12 protein-coding genes are annotated in these 18,214 nt (G+C 42.6%); 5 read left to right on the top strand and 7 right to left on the bottom strand.

The window, feature by feature from the left end; translation table 11 throughout:
* Nucleotides 1–16 precede the first annotated feature (16 nt).
* Entirely contained in the window at nucleotides 17–4,084 is a 4,068-nt protein-coding gene (locus ACNJYY_RS18555) for a S8 family serine peptidase (RefSeq protein ID WP_416729593.1), read from the bottom strand.
* A gap of 348 nt (nucleotides 4,085–4,432) precedes the next feature.
* Here ACNJYY_RS18555 and ACNJYY_RS18560 point away from each other — a divergent pair, with 348 nt between their 5' ends.
* The gene (locus ACNJYY_RS18560) at nucleotides 4,433–5,677 is read left to right on the top strand and encodes a helix-turn-helix domain-containing protein (protein ID WP_416729594.1); all 1,245 of its coding nucleotides are present in this window, start codon (nucleotides 4,433–4,435) and stop codon (nucleotides 5,675–5,677) included.
* Nucleotides 5,678–5,722: 45 nt separating this feature from the next.
* On the opposite strand, the gene tatC is transcribed toward ACNJYY_RS18560, so the two are convergent.
* The 3 genes from tatC to ACNJYY_RS18575 all read right to left on the bottom strand — a co-directional run bounded on the left by tatC (nucleotide 5,723) and on the right by ACNJYY_RS18575 (nucleotide 8,631).
* Entirely contained in the window at nucleotides 5,723–6,487 is a 765-nt protein-coding gene (gene tatC / locus ACNJYY_RS18565) for a twin-arginine translocase subunit TatC (RefSeq protein WP_416731907.1), read from the bottom strand.
* A 272-nt stretch (nucleotides 6,488–6,759) separates the two neighbouring features.
* Complete coding sequence (gene tatA / locus ACNJYY_RS18570; protein ID WP_066245439.1) at nucleotides 6,760–6,945, bottom strand: twin-arginine translocase TatA/TatE family subunit; 186 nt, start codon at nucleotides 6,943–6,945, stop codon at nucleotides 6,760–6,762.
* 54 nt (nucleotides 6,946–6,999) lie between these two features.
* On the bottom strand, nucleotides 7,000–8,631 hold the full coding sequence (locus tag ACNJYY_RS18575) for a PhoX family protein (protein ID WP_416729595.1): 1,632 nt from the start codon (nucleotides 8,629–8,631) through the stop codon (nucleotides 7,000–7,002).
* Nucleotides 8,632–9,119: 488 nt separating this feature from the next.
* On the opposite strand from ACNJYY_RS18575, the gene ACNJYY_RS18580 reads away from it, so the two are divergent.
* Nucleotides 9,120–9,272 (top strand): hypothetical protein, encoded by a 153-nt coding sequence (locus ACNJYY_RS18580; protein WP_416729596.1) that lies wholly within the window; start codon nucleotides 9,120–9,122, stop codon nucleotides 9,270–9,272.
* Between the two features lie 301 nt (nucleotides 9,273–9,573).
* Here the strand turns inward: ACNJYY_RS18580 and prfB are convergent.
* Together prfB and secA are read right to left on the bottom strand one after the other, a co-directional pair.
* Nucleotides 9,574–10,672, bottom strand: a protein-coding gene (prfB, locus tag ACNJYY_RS18585; RefSeq protein WP_416729597.1) for a peptide chain release factor 2 whose coding sequence is annotated in 2 segments (ribosomal slippage) — nucleotides 9,574–10,608 and nucleotides 10,610–10,672 — 1,098 coding nt in all. Because the reading frame shifts where the segments join, the coding sequence is not laid out codon by codon here.
* Between the two features lie 131 nt (nucleotides 10,673–10,803).
* A complete protein-coding gene (gene secA / locus ACNJYY_RS18590; protein ID WP_416729598.1) occupies nucleotides 10,804–13,323 on the bottom strand; it encodes a preprotein translocase subunit SecA in 2,520 nt (839 codons plus the stop codon).
* Between the two features lie 212 nt (nucleotides 13,324–13,535).
* Between secA and ACNJYY_RS18595 the strand changes: the two genes are divergently transcribed.
* Both ACNJYY_RS18595 and ACNJYY_RS18600 read left to right on the top strand, forming a co-directional pair.
* Nucleotides 13,536–14,000, top strand: coding sequence for a hypothetical protein (locus ACNJYY_RS18595; RefSeq protein ID WP_416729599.1), 465 nt, complete (start codon nucleotides 13,536–13,538; stop codon nucleotides 13,998–14,000).
* Between the two features lie 16 nt (nucleotides 14,001–14,016).
* A complete protein-coding gene (locus ACNJYY_RS18600) occupies nucleotides 14,017–14,160 on the top strand; it encodes a hypothetical protein (protein ID WP_416729600.1) in 144 nt (47 codons plus the stop codon).
* Between the two features lie 328 nt (nucleotides 14,161–14,488).
* On the opposite strand, the gene ACNJYY_RS18605 is transcribed toward ACNJYY_RS18600, so the two are convergent.
* Complete coding sequence (locus ACNJYY_RS18605; protein ID WP_416729601.1) at nucleotides 14,489–16,117, bottom strand: long-chain fatty acid--CoA ligase; 1,629 nt, start codon at nucleotides 16,115–16,117, stop codon at nucleotides 14,489–14,491.
* A 226-nt stretch (nucleotides 16,118–16,343) separates the two neighbouring features.
* On the opposite strand from ACNJYY_RS18605, the gene ACNJYY_RS18610 reads away from it, so the two are divergent.
* Nucleotides 16,344–18,206 (top strand): dihydroorotate dehydrogenase, encoded by a 1,863-nt coding sequence (locus ACNJYY_RS18610; RefSeq protein ID WP_416729602.1) that lies wholly within the window; start codon nucleotides 16,344–16,346, stop codon nucleotides 18,204–18,206.
* The last annotated feature ends 8 nt before the right edge of the window (nucleotides 18,207–18,214 follow it).

Below are 18,214 nucleotides of genomic sequence, written 5' to 3' on the forward strand. Positions count from 1 at the left end.
GTTGTTTCACTATAAGTTATTGCTGGATGCCTAGTTCTACTAAGATGGTTTCAAGTGTTTTTCCTTTGTATTTCTTTCTAGGTGATGGTGTATCATCAACATGCTGATTTTGTAGGAGATAGTTTCTTTGTACGAATTTCATATCTTTTGCATCCACCTTTCCGTCAAAGTTAATATCCGCGGCACGTTTTCCTGTTCCCCACGCATTTTGAATCTCTATTGCATCAAGGATGTCGATCACGTTGTCTTGATTCACGTCTCCCGCTTTCACATCAAGTGCAGTAATGAAACGACTTTGTGCATATAGTTCACCATTGTGCTCAAAACCAATGAATAGTTCGTCTTTTGTTAGGAAATGTCCTGGCACTCGCATTTCAACTGTGAATGCTTCTTTTTGAAGGGGAAGCTTGTCGTACTTGTACTGACCGTTATCAGCGATGCGTGTTGATGGTGCATGTGCGTTACCTTCTGCATCTATAATTTGTACAAAGCCTCCTACCTTCGTCCAATCGCGTCTCTCTGTCACTGTTCCCTCCTCGTTCTCGAAGCCTTCAGGCGTTACATAGCCGTTTGCAGTAGAGAACTGCGGTTTTACTTTCCAACTTAATTGAGCTTGCAGAACAGTTGATGTTTTAGCAGCAAGATCCGTTACCTTTACAACAGGTGCTACAGCAGCTCGTGTTGCATAGTAGTCATCACTTACTTTTAACGTCACTTCTACTAGCTCGGCATGATCTAGCGTTTCGCTATTATCATTGAACCCGACAGTTACGAGACCATCTTTCACTTCAATAGATGCTTTTTCTTTAAAAGCGTCTGTTAGTTTAGCATCAACAAGAGACACTGCGCCAAAGCTACTATTTTTAAAGTTCCATTCCGCTTTGGTCAGATCATTTAAGTTATCCAATACTAGTGTGGCTTTTACCGTTTCTCCAGTTTTCAAAGGAGCTTTTTTACTCTTCGTATAAGATACAGGTGTGCCCTCTTTTACAAAATAGTAATTCTTCTGCACAGCCGGATTCCCTGCCAGATCGAAACCATCCATGCGGAAGTTAAGTGCCGTTACCTTTTCGTTCATCGCGATCTCTTCAACGAATCTGCCTTCTTTATCCATCTTGATCGGACTAGATGGGAAAGGCGTGTTCCAATAGTAGATCATTGAGTTTGATGATTGATCGACACTCAAGCCCACTGCTTTCATCTCATCTACTAAAGGATCATGAATCTTAATATCGAATGGATACGTCTCTTGACCTGGTTTGTATTCTAAAAACGGTGAATCACCGTCAAGTGAGCTTTCAAACGTTGGTTCATCAATATCAATGAACATATGTCGGTAATCTGTTAGTTGTTTACCAGTGGCTGTTGTAGAGATGAACTTCAGTTTATAGTAACCAGCTGGTGCATAGGAAACCTCAGAATCAACCGGTTCTGTTTTATCCCCCGTGAATTTGTTGTACAAGCCACTAAATGCGTTTAACACATAATAGCTTTGATTTTCGTTACGCCCCTTTAAATTCATAGTTCCGATCAAGCCCAGATCTTTCCCTGACTTTCCGTCTTGAAGGACGACTTCCATCTTCTCCATCGGAGACTTAAAGTTGAATTCCATCGGTGTATAAATCGCACGGTAATTGAAGAATCCTCCCGTATTCAAATAGTTCGGAGCGATGGCTGGCGTTGAAAGCTCTAGTTTGTTGTAGCCTTCTTCCGTAATGCGAATACTGAATGGAATTCTGTACTGTTCAGCTGCTTTCGATTGATTCGTAAGCGTGATGTACCCTTCGTAAATGCCTTCTTTTGCTTTTTTCGGAACTTCTATCCCCGCTGATACCTTTTTAAAATCGTCTCCGGCAATCTTGATTTCGTCTGGAATAGAGATCTCGATTCCGTTCTTCTTCAAGCTTGGCAATCCTTTTGTTTCTTCTACTTCCACTTTGAACGTCTTTTTCACTTTTTCATTGTTCTCAACTGTAATGGACTTCTTTAATGACAGCTTTTTGCCGCCATAATGACTTCCGTATGCGATTCCACCTGTCCGTTCTTTAATTTTTACAAGATTTGTGGAACTAGGAATTAACGTTTCATCGTTTACTTGAAAACTCGTACCACTGTACACAGCTTGATAAGGATCAACACGTCCTGCGCCTACTTCAAATACTGAATAATCTCCGTTGAGCGGATCAGCTGTGTTCATTAAGATGGTTTTAACATCTTCAGGTTCTAAGTTAGGATTAGCATCGAGCATCAGAGCTGCGATACCAGCAGTATGAGGAGCGGCCATCGATGTACCTGAATATCTGGAATACGCGTAATCATAGTTTGCTTGGTTCGCTGGGTTTACCATATATGACGGAACCGTAGAAAGAACGGCAACACCAGGTGCTGTAACTTCCGGTTTCATATCGTACGTCTGTCTTGCAGGACCTCTCGAACTGAAAGCGGCTAAGCGATCGCCTTCTGTCTGAATCTCAGCATAATTTCCGAACGTAAAACTGGATTTACCCGCAGAGATTTGAGTCTTGATCTTTTCACCCGCTGCCTTTGTTAAGGAGAATGATGGAATAAATGTTGTAGACTCCCCAAGGTTCGCTTCGATAACTCCATCCACGTTGTTATATAGAAGTATTGCAACCGCACCGTTTTGTTTAGCGAGTGTCACTTTTTCGTTCAAAGTCGTTTCACCGCGAGCGATGAGAGCGATCTTTCCTTTTACATCTTTACTTGTGTAATCAGTAGCTTTACCTAGACCCACGTCAACAATATCGTATGACTTACCTGACAGTTCGTTCAATCGATCAGCATAATGACGAGCTAATCCTGTTAGTTGAATTCCACTCTCACTGCCAACTGATCCTGTAAAAGAAGCGACTGTCATCGGTACGTCACTCGCTCCAATCGTAAGCGCTAAGGCAGCAGCACCAGGAGAACCAAGAGTGTATGCGTTCGGACCTGAATTTCCAGCTGATACGACAGCTGTCACGTCGTTAAGAACCGCATAGTTGATCGCTGTACTCGTCGGATAATACGGATCGTTGATACCGGCACCTAACGAAAGGTTGATCACGTCCATTCCGTCTTTAACGGCTTTCTCGATACCTGCGATAATGCCTTCAGAAGAGCCAGTCCCGTAAGGTCCTAGTACACGGTAGGCATAGATATCAGCATCTGGCGCTACACCATGAACGGATACATTCGGGTTCTTGCCTTGACCAGCGATCGTACCAGCAACATGTGTCCCATGCGAAGTGTAATACGCGTTGCCGTTAAACTCTGGTTTTTTAGAGTCTTGCCAGTTTTTATACGTCGTTTCCATCGGATCGCTGTCGTTATCAACAAAATCATATCCGCCTTTATACACTTCTTTTAAGTCTGGGTGATTGTAGTCGATCCCTGTGTCTAAGACCCCTACCTTAACACCCTCACCTGTGATGCCCTCGTTATGTAGCTGATCAATCTTCAAATAAGGAATGCTCTCAACTGATGTTCCCGCACTGTTGCTGTTCAGGGCTTTTTCTTCGCCCATCGCGATCGGATCCACTTTAAACGTTACATCTTTATAAATCGCCTTAACGGCTTCTGATTGTAGAAGTGCTTCTACCTGATTGGCAGGCAGTTTCATCGCTACACCGTTATATACGGTTTTGTATGTGGATGTAATTCTTTGCGTTGATTTTTTTGTCATAGGTGCGACAGATGGAATGAGTTTCTCAACATCTCTCTTAAATTGAGCATGCTCTTGATCTACTTTGCTGTCTGCTTGTTTGCGTGAGATCTTTTTACCTTTTAACTGAGCGTCTATCACTGCAGCTTGTCCAGGTTTTGATTGGAATTGAACGATTACAGAGATTTCTTTTTCGTTCTGCAGTTCTTCTTTCTTAAAGCCTTGAAGACCTTCGACATCTGTCAGTTCCAGCTGTTTTAAAGCTTCTCTTTGCTTAGCGGTAAGAGAGGCTAGAATATCCTCGGCATTAAAAGGAGCGGCACTTGTTTGCTGTGTAAACATCGTTGTGTTGGGTGATAGCAGCAATCCTGCAGCTAATGTAAGAGCAGTAGATTTTTTAATAAAAGATATCTTTTTCATTGTGTCCCTGCTTTCTTTGTAATTAATGATTTTTCAAGCCCTTATTTATATATGAAACTCTTAGATGTTAAAATTTTTCTAGAAAAACAATGCGAGTTGTAGCCCCCTTTCTATTTTTTTGAATTTTTTGTAGATTCAAATGTAATTGTAAGTGCAAGAACGCCTTGCCGCTATCGGGGTTTTGCACATGACTCGTTACCTATATCAACACAGAACTTAATGAATTTTCACTCTGAAATGAAGTGAGAAATAGGGAAATAGACTTAAAAAACGTCTAACTGATTTGGGGTTTTCTTTAGTAGAATAGAAAAAGTAGAGAATTTCTTAATACAGATAGGGGGTCATCTCATGCTTGAAGGAAAAATCATAAAATTCTATCGTGAACTTAGAAATATGACACAAAAAGAGCTAGGAGACGGAATTTGTTCAGGGACACATGTGAGTAAGATCGAACGAGGACTGACTGAGGTTTCCGACGAAACGATCCGGTTTTTAGCGGACCGACTACAGATCGATATTCAAAATGAGATGAATTTGTACAAAAACGTGGAACTTCTCTTAAGAAAGTGGGAAGAAGCAATCATCATGAAGCTGGATGTCAAAACTGAAACCATCAAAAAGCAGCTCGAACAGATTGCTTTGTTGCAGATTCCAGATTTTTATCGCACTCACACCCTTTTATTAACACGTTATTACATACTCACCGAACAAAGAAAAAAGACAGAAACCCTTCTCCAAGAGATGGAAAAGTGGACTGAACTCTCACATCGTGAACAGAGTATGCTTCTGCATATTAAAGGAATCTACGGACTTCAAATGAAACATGATTACTACGAAGCGATCGATCTCTTAAAACAGGTAGACCCTGCCTACTACAACAACCCGGAATATTATTATCATATGGCTGTCGCGTATCACTCTACCAATTCACGCGTGCTATCCTATTATTACGCTAGCAAAGCACTTCGTTTTTTTGAAAAATCGCACTGTTACGCTCGGGTGATTGAAACCGAGATGCTGATGCTCATTCAAATTGAACAAGAGCCAACTAGCGGACCTCAGAACGAAAAATATATAGAACTGATCGAGATGTGCGAGAACTTCGGCTTGGAAAAACAAAAAGCGCTTCTTCTTCACAACTTTGGCTATCATTCCATCCTTCATGGTCATTTTGAAGATGCGTGTCAGTACTACAAAGAATCGATGCAGTTAAAAGATCCTAGCACTTCTAACTACTTAGGCTCTCTCGAAGGGTATGTAAACGCCGCAACTCATTTAGGAAAAGAACCTGCCACAAACATACTTCAACTTGCCGAAAAAGGGTTGAAAACAGCAAGAGAGAACGGAAGCACAACCTTTGTTCACTTTTTTCAGATGCATATCTATCGATTAAAAAAGCAAGACGACGAATATTATCACTACCTCGAAACAGAACTGTATCCACATCTTAAAAAGTTAGGTTATGTCTTACCCGCTGAACACTATGAGATCATTCTATTTGATTTTTATAATAAAAATGGCGATGCTGGACGTGCAAATGAATATGCCAAGTTCATTGCGGACAAGAACCGACGTACGAATCAGTTTGTTTAATACGTACAGAAAGAAAGGAAGCCGTAGTGGGCTTCCTTTCGTCTTTTATGAAGGGCGTTTCATCTGAACGACCTTGTTTTCTTCTTCCATGGCGAGCTGTTCTTTCGCGAGCTTCTTCTTATAGACCACGCGTGACAGCATGATGCTGATCTCATAGAGGACAAGCAGTGGTATGACGACTAGGAAATCTGATACTAAGTCTGGCGGTGTGATTAGTACGGCAACGACAACAAGTCCGAAATATGAGACTTTTCTAGCTTTTGTTAACACGTGTGGGTTTAAGATGCCAAGCGACGTTAGGAACATAACCACTAACGGAATCTCAAACAAAAAGCCGAACGGAAGTGTCAGGTTCATCATGAACTTAAAGTATTTTTCTGACGTGAAGAACGTTTGGAAATGCCCTTCTGATAAGCTCAACAAGAAATTTAGAACCATAGGATATACGATAAAATAACCGAACGCTAAACCGAGTACAAATAAGAAAAATAGTGCCGGAATATAAGACAGCGTCACCTTCTGCTCTCTTTTACTCAGTGCCGGTTTGATGAACATCCATGTTTGATGCGCGGCAACCGGAATGGTGAACGCAATCGCGATGACACCGGATATCATAAAATACACCCATAAAATCTCGCTTGGTCCAAGGACAGCAAGCTGCTGATCAAGATCTCGAATCAGCCAGTCATAAATCGGCTGAACGTAGAAGAAAGAAACGGAAAGTACCGTTATGAATACGGCGAGCGTGATAATGATCCGTTTTCTTAGCTCACCAAGGTGTTCAACGAAGTACATCTCTTCAGCTTTCATCATCATACAGCCTCCTTTCTACTAAATAGCAGTTTATTCAGGTTTGTTGTGCCGTGTTTGGCATTTAGATTCATGTGTATTGGAGTTTAATCCGGATGTTTCTGCCTTCAATCCACGAGTTTGGACCTTTAATCCACGAGTTTTGGCTTCCAATCCACGAGTTTAGACCTCCAATCCACAAGTTCCGGCTTCCAATCCACGAGTTTAAAAATGTAACTAGTATGAAGGAAAAAGATGCGGACTCTAACCGCGCCCGCATCTCCCACTTTTCTTTATTTAGACTGCGGCTTTTCTTCTTTTTCATCAGAAGACATGAGGTCTTTTGCTGAGTTCTTGAACTCGCGAAGCGTACTTCCGAATGCTCGTCCAATCTCTGGCAGTTTAGATGGTCCGAAAATGATAAGCGCAATGATTAAGATTAAGATCAATCCTGGTACTCCGATGTTTGTGAAACCCATGTAGATCGCCTCCTCAAATTTTGGTGATCATTGTTACTTTCCGTCTGACGAAAATTAGAACTTGAAACCAGTAATGGCTACAACAGATGGACGCGGTGTGTTTCCTCCGCGCACTTGCGGCCACGTGCTTGTTGGATTTGCTTTATCTTTCGTTTCTTCACCAGGGTGCTGAACACTTAGGAACAATGTTTTTTCGTTCGGTGTGAAAGATGGTCCTGTTAACTCCGCTTCTTTTGGAGCAGATGCAAACTGGAACGCCTCTCCTTTATCACGGCCGATCGTCGGAATCATGAACATGCCGTTATTACCAAAGCTTGTCCACGCCCCAGAATTCAGCTTGCTCGATGAAATATCCGTCACAGTCCAAAGGTTTGCATTTGAATCGAACGTTAGGTTGTCAGGCGCACTAAATCCGCTTTGACGACCGCCTGCTGCAAAGATCTCAAATTCAAAGCTCTCTGCACCATGATCTTCGTCTTTTTCAAAAAAGCGAGTGATGTGACCGTGAATGTTGCCGTGTTTGTCGTTGTTCGTGTGTGCGATGAATACTGTCCCATCAAGTGGTGAAATTTCCACATCCTCTGGGCGATCCGTCGGTGTCGCACCTAGAAGGATGGCAGCATCATGTGCGTTAACCACTACATCACCTTGTGTTTTAAACTTTTCTAAAAGGTCAGCTTTCCCTGCTGCTTTTTCACGAACAGCTTCGATCGTTAATGGAAGCCATTTGCCGTTTGCAAGATCTGCTGCATAAAGTGTTCCCTCTTCTAAAAGCTTGCTGTTGTCCTTACCTTTTGCTGCAGCATACTTGCCTTTACTCACAAACTTGTACACACAAGCATCCTTTTTGTCATCTCCCATATAAACAACCACTCGGCCATCGTTCGAGATTCCAACGCTTGCATTTTCATGATTGAAACGTCCAAGAGCAGTGTGCTTTCTGACTTTGAAGTTTGGATTAAAAGGATCGACTTCGATCACCCATCCATAATGCGTTTGATCTAGATTAGCCGCTTTTGATGTATCCTCAAAGTTTTCTTCACAAGATAAAACCGTGTTCCATGGTGTACGTCCGCCAGAACAGTTTGCAAACGTTCCTTGTGCCGTAGTTGCACCGTTTACTGCACCCGTACCTTTTGCCGGGCCAGTTAGTGCGAACGGCGTTAGTCCTGTTACACGTCGAGCGTACTCTGAATTCTTATCCATCACCCACTTGCCGTTCTTCACTTTCACTTCAATAATAGAACCGCCTTGATTGTAGAGCATCTTTTCAATCTGAGCAGAAGTATACTTATCGTTTACTTTTTCACCTTCTACATATAATGGATTCGTGTATTCATGATTTACCCATAGCAAACCATGTTCACTAGATTTGTCGATTGGAAAATACATCGTAAAATCATTGTTGAATCCAAACGTGTCACCTTTTTTATTAATTACATCACCATAAGATGCAATCACTTCATATTTATATCCTTTTGGAAGAACAAGATCATCTTTGTCCGTTGGTGCGATCGGGTGAAACTTAAACCCTTTTTTACGAGGTTTCATGCGCATCAAGCTATCTGATTGAGCGTTAGCAGTCTCTGATAAAGCTCCTAATCCTGTCGTAGCTGCAGCAAGTGCCGTTGCGCCTGTACCCAAATATGTTAAAAAGGTTCTTCTATCCAATGGCTTCTTTTCCATGTCATTTCCCCCTAGACCCATAAAATTGATGTTGCACCTATAAGAATACTGTCGAAATGTTAAGCCACTATGTAAGGCATTTAAACAATCGTTTAAGAGTTTCTTGTTTTTTTATAAAGTTACGATGTTTGCCGACATAAAATGAACATGGCTAACGATAGAGGCAAAAGTAAGTAAAAGTCTTTGACCTCGAGGGGCTAGCCATTGCAACTAGACAGGTGAGACACTTAATGGCGCAAAGCGGCAAGTGACTCACCGCCTGCCCGACGGAAAGCGAGTATCCTTGAGCGGAAATCAACAACTTCCAAAAAGATAATTACCTCATCAAACCTTTTACCAGGTGAAGATTTCTGCTATAGAAAATATAAGTTGGGAAAATAGGGCAATTTCCTTTATAATAAAGAAGACAGATGTCCATGTTTTTTCCCAATACACATTCCAATTTAGATAGGTATAATTAACTAGAGAGCATTATTAGGAGTGAAACGATGCAGATAGAAGTGGGGAGTTTCGTCGTTTATAACGGCAAGGAATATCAAGTCGTTTGGATTTATGATAATGGAAACGTGGAGATCGTAACAGACGGACAACCTAGAAAGATCGAACTCGTACAAGAGGGAGATCTCACACACATACGATAAAAAAAACTTCCGGAAGCAAATAGCCCGGAAGTTTTGATTTTTTCATTATTTGTTTTTTTAATGGTCATTAAATGAGGCAACTTGTAATCTCTAGGTACTAGAAAGTTTTTATTCTTAACTCCCTCGTCAAGTTGATTGGAGCGGAAGGTGCGAGACTCCTGGGGGACAAGCGGTCAGGTGAGACACTTAATGGCGCATAGCGGCAAGTGGCTCACCGCCTGCCCCGCGGAAAGCGAAGCACCTGGAGCGCAGATCAACCTCTCTCAAAAACCTCGAAGCCTAACCCGACAAAAAGGTTTTTTTACAACTTAGACCGCAAATAAGAATCAATAAACGGCGTGATCTCGCCATCCATCACAGACTGCACATTACCAACCTCTGTATTCGTCCGGTGATCCTTCACAAGACTATAAGGATGGAAAACATAAGAGCGAATCTGACTTCCCCAACCGATCTCCTTCTGCTCACCACGAATTTCATTCAACTGTGCCTGCTGCTCTTCCAAACGACGCTGCACCAATTTCGCCATCATCATCTTCATCGCACGCTCACGGTTCTTGATCTGCGACCGCTCCGTTTGACACGAAACGACCGTGTTCGTTGGAATGTGTGTCATACGAACTGCAGAGTCAGTCGTGTTAACGTGCTGCCCACCTGCTCCAGACGCACGGTACGTATCAATCTTAAGGTCCTCTGTACGGATCTCGATCTCTGTATCATCTGTGATCTCTGGCATCACTTCACACGATACGAATGACGTGTGACGACGGCCTGATGAATCGAACGGTGAGATACGAACAAGACGGTGAACTCCTTTTTCAGCTTTCAAGTAGCCATAAGCATTATGACCTTTAATGCTAAGTGTCACAGATTTCACCCCTGCTTCGTCACCTGGTAAGTAATCAAGCGTTTCTACTTTATACCCTTGGCGCTCAGCATAACGCGTGTACATACGAAGCAGCATCGATGCCCAGTCTTGAGACTCTGTACCACCCGCACCTGGGTGAAGTTCTAAGATCGCGTTGTTTTTATCATACGGTTCGTTCAATAAAAGCTGAAGCTCAAATTCATTCAGCTTCGTGATCAAGGATTTCAGATCTTTTACAAGTTCTTTCTGAAGATCTTCATCCGCTTCTTCTTTTACAAGCTCGTGTGCGATCTCTAGATCTTCATAAGCTGAAGCAAGTTCTTCAAACTCGTTCACTTGTTCTTTTAGCCCGTTCGCTTCATTAATCACGACCTGTGCCGCGTTTTGATCATCCCAAAACGTTGGTGCACTCATCTCTTCATCTAGTTCTGCGATACGCGCTTTCTTCGTATCGAGGTCAAAGAGACCCCCTAAAGTCGTTGATACGTTTTTCAATAACGTTTAATTCCTGTTTTACCTCTACTAAATCCATAGTCTTTGCACCTCATCTTATAATTGTTCCATCTTTAAAATATGCGAACGCTGTTAAAATTAATCCTTTTTCACGTCTGATTACAAGCGCAAAGAGAGCCTATAAAAGACTCTCTTCCTTCACGCAACTTTCTATTCTTGTTCAGCTCCGTGACATTGCTTGTATTTCTTTCCGCTACCGCATGGACAAGGATCATTACGCTTGATGTCTTGTGCTTTACGAACCGGTTTCTTCTTTTTTGCTGTATCTTGTTTATCGCTCGGAACAACGGCTTTCCCTTCAGCCACTTGTTCACGCTGCATGTTTTGCTCGATCTGCGATTTTAAAATGTAAGTTGTAACTTCCTCTTCGATCGCCGCAACCATTGCTTCAAACATCTCGAAGCCTTCAAACTGGTATTCACGCAACGGATCGTTCTGACCGTAAGCACGAAGGTGGATACCTTGACGAAGCTGTTCCATCTGGTCAATGTGATCCATCCACTTGCTGTCAACGGAACGTAGGATTACTGCTTTTTCAAACTCAGCGATCTGTTCAGCAGGAAGCTGTGTTTCTTTTTCAGCAAACGCTGCGTGTACTTTCGCTTGAATCTTCTCGATGATCTCTTCACGATCAAGACCGAATAGATCTTTTTCTGTAAACGTCGGCTCTGTGAACATAACTGCATTCACATAGTCGGCGATCTCTTTCGTGTTCCACTCTTCTTGAACTTCCGCTTCTGGTGTATGAACCGTCACGATTCGCTCAAGTGTAGAATCGATCATGCGAAGAACGATATCACTTAAGTTCTCAGCATCTAGCACTTCTTGACGCTGTGCGTAGATGATCTCACGCTGCTGACGCATAACATCGTCATATTGTAAAAGCTGTTTACGGGCATCAAAGTTCGATCCCTCTACACGTTTTTGTGCAGATTCAACGGCTTTTGTAACCATTTTAGACTCGATCGGCGTCTCTTCATCCATGCCAAGACGCTCCATCATCGTCATCAAGTTGTCAGAACCGAATCGACGCATCAATTCATCTTCCATCGAGATGTAGAAACGAGATGAACCCGGGTCTCCTTGACGACCCGCACGACCACGCAACTGGTTATCGATACGGCGTGATTCGTGACGCTCAGTACCTAGGATGTGCAGTCCGCCAACTTCAAGAACTCCTTCACCAAGCTTGATATCTGTACCACGACCAGCCATGTTCGTTGCAATCGTAACCATGCCAAGCTGACCCGCATTTTCGATGATCTCCGCTTCACGCTCATGGTTTTTCGCGTTCAACACGTTATGCTTGATCTTACGCTTCGTTAAAAGCTGTGAAAGTAGTTCAGAGGTTTCAACGGCAACCGTACCAACAAGGATCGGCTGTCCTGTTTTATGACGCTCTTCGATTTCAGCAGCAATCGCTTTGAACTTGCCTTGCATCGTTTTATAAATAAGATCTGCTCTGTCATCACGCGCGATTGGACGGTTCGTCGGAATACAGATAACATCCATGTTATAGATGTTACGGAATTCCTCTTCTTCCGTTTTCGCCGTACCCGTCATACCAGCAAGCTTATTGTACATACGGAAATAGTTCTGGAACGTGATCGTCGCAAGTGTCATGCTCTCACGCTGAATTTCTAGACCTTCCTTCGCTTCGATCGCTTGGTGAAGACCATCGCTGTAACGACGACCAGCCATCAAACGTCCAGTGAACGGATCAACGATAACGATCTCGCCGTCTTGAACGACATAATCCACATCACGCTGCATGATGATGTTCGCTTTTAACGCTTGGTTAATATGGTGATTCAGTGTTACGTGCTGATAATCATATAAGTTATCGATCGAGAACATCTGCTCCGCTCTGTTGATACCTTCTTCAGAAAGCTGAACGTTCTTCGTCTTTTCATCTACTGTATAATCTGTTTCTTTTTTCAGCTGACGCACGAACATGTTCGCCATCTGATAAAGCTGTGTTGATTTTTGGGCAGAACCTGAAATGATGAGCGGTGTACGCGCTTCATCAATTAAAATGGAGTCAACCTCATCGACGATCGCATAGTTACGGCGCTGAACCATCTGTTCTTTATAAACAACCATGTTGTCACGCAGATAATCGAAGCCGAACTCATTGTTCGTACCATATGTGATATCTGCTGCGTACGCATCACGCTTCTCTTCTTTTGAAAGGTCAGATACGTTCAACCCGACACTTAAACCTAAGAAATTATATAGCGGCGACATGATCTCAGAGTCACGACGAGCCAAATATTCATTGACTGTAACAACGTGAGTACCTTTGCCATCTAGTGCGTTCAAATAAATAGGCATTGTCGCAACTAGCGTTTTACCTTCACCGGTTTTCATCTCTGCAATGTTACCTTCATGAAGCGCAACCGCACCCATAATCTGTACAGGATAATGACGCATGTTTAATACACGAGCTGACGCTTCACGCACAGTCGCAAACGCTTCAGGGAGAAGGTCATCCAGAGATTCCCCTTTTTCGATACGGCTCTTGAACTCAGCCGTTTTGTTCGCCAAAGCTTCATCATTTAAAGCCTTAAACTCTTCAGCTAACGTTTCCACTTTTTCCGCAATTCTCTCGTATCTATTCAACGTTCGGTCATTGGAACTTGGAAAAATCTTTTTCAAAATGCTAATCATCCGAATAACGCTCCCTGTTCTCGAAAATTATATACCACTTCTATTCTACCAGTTTGTGAAACGAGCCACAAGAAATCCCAAATCTTTTCATCGGAATTGTAGCATTCATCGTAAATAAACTTCCTATATATGTGAAAAATTTGACACTTTCATAGAGACTGTCGCACTAAATTTTGGTAAAATAATATAAAGATAGATGGGGGAGGTTCTGAATGGAAAAGACAGATCTAGACAGGACAAAAAACGCTGGGCAAGGGCAAGAAACGCAACTGCAGCAAAATAAGCAGCGAAGTGAAAAAAGCAAGACGATCATTCTCACCCTCGTTCTCAGCTTCTTCATCATCGGGGGCCTTGGCACATGGGGATATTATTCATTGTTTGGTCCTAATTCTGCAGCGAGTGTAGATGCACCGTCTGATGAGGAATTAACGGAGGCCGAAAAATCAAGCGGTACCGCTCTCTTTAAGCCGACCATAGAAGTTCCAAAGACCGAGATTCAAAGACGAATCAATTTGATTCACGAATTTTGGAACGGTGAGCTCGGCTATGATAAATGGTCGAAATATAACATAGACACACATACACCGGTATTAAAAGAAATTGAGATTGATATACGAAATAAGATTCTGCCTTATGTTGCGGGACCACTAAAGGCAGATGTCGAGAATGCGCCTTAGCAAGATTGAGAAAAGCATGAGTTCTGAGAGTGTAGAGCCATTAAAAGGCGTTCACCGCATCTTTCACGATCTTGATATCTCGTTGAACGACTATAAAGCTAGTGATTATTGGGACGTAACGGAAACGGGTAAATGGATCAAGGAAGAAATAAAAGAATAAGTAGATTGGGCACTGTTCTCGTGGTTTGCAGAGGGTGGTGTTTTTTTGTACCTTTAATGAGGGGATATTTAAGTCATTTGAGTGTCCGCTATTATTCTCCTGCAACGATCGGTTTGTCGAACTTTCGATAAATCATTTTATCCGTGAAATTATTGCTGTTATACGTGAATATATTGCAAATTACCGTGAATAAAAAGCAGCTATCCGTGAATATATTTTATGCAGATACATACTTTTACCTATAGCCCGCAAATTTATAGGCGATTATTCTCTACCCCTTCGCAAAAAAAGAACTTCTCAAACTTTTGAGAAGTTCTCTGCATACATTTTACGATTTCGCCGTCGTCATATAATGATCTTTCAGCTGATCACGCAATGTCCGTTTTAAAAACTTACCAACCGACGTTTTCGGAATCTCATCCATGAACACGATATCGTCTGGAATCCACCACTTCGCAAACTGCGGCCTCAAAAACTCAACAATATCTTCTTTCGGTACCTTTCCTTTTGCCTCAGGCTTCAACACGACACATGCGAGTGGACGTTCCTGCCATTCAGGGTGAGGTACGGCGATAACTGACGCTTCGAAAACATCCGGGAACGCCATGATCGCATTCTCTAGATCAACGGAAGATATCCACTCACCACCGCTCTTGATCAGGTCCTTCGTCCGGTCCACTATCTTCACGAATCCTTCTTCATCCACCGTAACGACATCCCCGGTATGAAGCCAGCCATCGTTGAACGTTCCTTCCGTCCGATCATCGTTGTAATATTCGTCCGCGATCCAGTTCGAGCGCAGCAACAGCTCACCCATCTCGTGACCGTCCCACTTCACTTCCCCGTTCGCACCGATTACTTTCATCTCAACACCTTGCACGACATAACCTTGTTTTGCTTTATAATCAAATTTCGCTTCATCGTCCAGATCTGCTTGATACGTTTTCAATCGCGTTGCAATTACAAGTGGACTCGTTTCTGTCATTCCATAAGCATGCATGAACGGAATATTATGTTTTTCCTCGAACGTTTTTATCATCCCTTTTGGAGCAGCAGATCCTCCGCAAATAACCGCTCGAAGACTAGAAGTATCATAACTATTCTGTTCGAGTTCTTGAAGAAGACCCATCCAGATCGTTGGTACACCTGCAGCAAAGGTTACTTTTTCCATCTCAATCAGTTCCGCTAAAAGCTGTGGCGTGAATCGCGGTCCAGGCATCACTTGTTTCGAACCGAACCATGTTGCCGCATACGGAAGTCCCCAAGCATTTACGTGGAACATCGGCACTACCGGCATAAGAACATCACTTTCTGATACAGAACCGCCATCGGCAAGCCCTAGTGACATCGAATGTAGTACGGTCGAGCGGTGCGTGTACGTTACGCCTTTCGGATTTCCTGTCGTGGCAGATGTATAGCACATCCCGACTGGATCGTTCTCATCAATATCCTGCGGAAATTCATAAGCCGGGTCTCCAGCTTCTAAGAGTTTTTCATAATGATAAAGAGGCTGAAGCGGCGATTGCGGAAGCTCGTCCTCATCGGTCATCAATATATACGCTTTTACATTAGGAATATGGTCTTTAAGAGCTTCAACAAGAGGTAGGATGTCCTGATCTACGAATAAGATCTGGTCATCGGCGTGATTGATAATGTATGCAATATGCTGAGGGGAAAGTCGGATATTGATCGTGTGAAGAACAGCTTCAACACCTGGAATGGCGAAATAAGCTTCTAGATGACGGTGGTGATTCCATGCAAGTGTTCCAACCCGCTCACCTTTTTGAACACCAAGGCGCTTTAGCGCGCTCGAAAGCCTGCGTGTACGCTCACCAATCTCCCGGTAACTGAATTTCCTGATCCCGGACATCGTACGGCTCGTAACTTCCTTTTTCGTAAAATACCGCTCCGCATGCTCTAGCATACTCGTAACTCGAAAAGGCACATTCATCATCATAACTACTTCTCCTCCTTAAATAGTAAACATAGTCATTAGTGTAAGCGTTTTCTTGTTACTCACTAGTTCCCCTTACCTACTTCAAAATCCTGCTGTTAAAACAGATTCCTCTGAACAAAACACAGAAAAACACGAAAAATATTTTTCGGTTGAAAAAAGTTTGAAATATCAACCAGTTTTTGCGATACACTTATTAAAAAAACGGCATAAAAAGGAGTGTTTACTTATGCCTGATTGGTCTTATCATACTTTTTTCAAGCCGCTTCTGTTTCGCATGAAATCAGAAACAAGCCGCGATCTCACCTTACATACGATGAACACCCTCGCCAAACTGCCATTTGGTGATAAAATCATACAATTTTTCGGTCATATGCAGCCAAGTAAAGAATTAGAGCGGAAGGTTGCTGGGATTACCTTTCCTTCACCTGTTGGGATAAGTGGTGCATTAGACCCTCATCTGAATGGGACTCAAGCATTCACCAACCTTGGCTTTGGTTTTATTGAAGTAGGGCCGATTTCCGTTCTGCCACAGAAAACAGAAAAGCCTATTTTAAGAAATGTAGCAAAAGAAACATTATCGTATGAAAACCTTCATGCCAATTTGGGTCTCGATGCAGCTATAGTAAAACTTCAATCTATGAAGAATGCGACAATACCACTGGGGATAACGATCAAGGGAGAATCTCTGCAAGAATACGAAAAGCTTGTTCAAAGACTCGATGAACATGCGGCTTTCTTTGTTATCGATGTGAAAGGCATTTCTTATTTGGAGGAAATTCGGGAATCTACATCAAAACCTCTCCTGTTGGAACTTACTCATCAAAAAGTGAAGTCTGTTACGGAAGATGTTGCTGTAGACGGTTTTATCATTCGAGAAGGAATTGAAAGTGATGAGGGCATTGAACTCGGACAGATGGAGATGCACCATCTAAAAGAAAGTATTCAACAGCTCTTACCTTATAACAAGCCCATCATTGCTTCTGGTGGCGTCCATGAACCGAGTGATGCGATGGAACTTTTTCGTGAAGGCGCATCTCTCATACAGCTTCATAGCGGATTTGTTTATTCCGGACCAGGTCTTCCAAAGCGCATCAACGAACGAATTTTGTATGAACAACAGCCTATTTCTACACCCGCTGAACAAACAGGTTGGATCTCCTTTTTCCTGATGGGATTCGGTGTTTTCATCGCAGGCATCATCGCTTTAATCATCGGTTTAACAGAAGTTCTTCTAGCGTATGATGAACAATATTTAGGCATAGAAAAAGAAGAGATTCAAGCCTTCAGTCATCACCTGTTTCATTTCATGTCTCATGACCGGATTTGTCTGGCAGGTGTTATGATTTCGGCAGGTTTCATGTTCATGCAGCTTTCGTATCACGGGATTCGAAAAGGGGAACATTGGACAAAAATGGCATATGTGATCGCTGCAGTTCTCGGTTTCTTAAACATCTTTTATTTTATGGGCTTTGGCTATTTTGACAAGCTTCACTTTATCTATTATTTAATCATCCTTCCCTTTTTCCTTTACGGGCTTTATCAATCTCGAAACCTCACTACGGGAACAAAAGGGTTAAATCTCAATAACACGTTATCATGGAAAAGAAGTCAGCTTGGGCAAAGCTTATTTGTCATATCAGGTATGTGCTTGCTCTCTGCAGGAATCGTGATTTCCATCATCGGAATGAACGGAGTTTTTGTAAAAGAAGACTTGATGTTCTTCGCACTTACACCTGAACAAATCACTGCGTTCAACGATAAACTAATTCCGTTAATCGCACACGATCGTGCTGGATTTGGCGGTGCTTTGATCTCAGAAGGTTTTTTATTGTTAACCATAGCGTTATGGGGATATCGCGAAGGTGCAAAATGGGTGTGGTGGACACTGGCACTCGGCGGTTTGCCAGGATTTCTAACAGGCGTTGGCACACATTTTATGATTGGTTACGACAACCACTTTCATCTTTCACCCGCTTATCTATTGTTTGTCTTTTATTTCGTAGGGTTGGTTTATTCGTATGGTTATTTAAATCGCAGTGGTGAAACTCAGTTGAGAAATGTATCTGTATGGAAAGAAGAAAAAGTGTAGACAGAGAG

This window comes from Fictibacillus tiangongensis (genome assembly GCF_048083785.1).
Lineage (GTDB): Bacteria > Bacillota > Bacilli > Bacillales > Fictibacillaceae > Fictibacillus.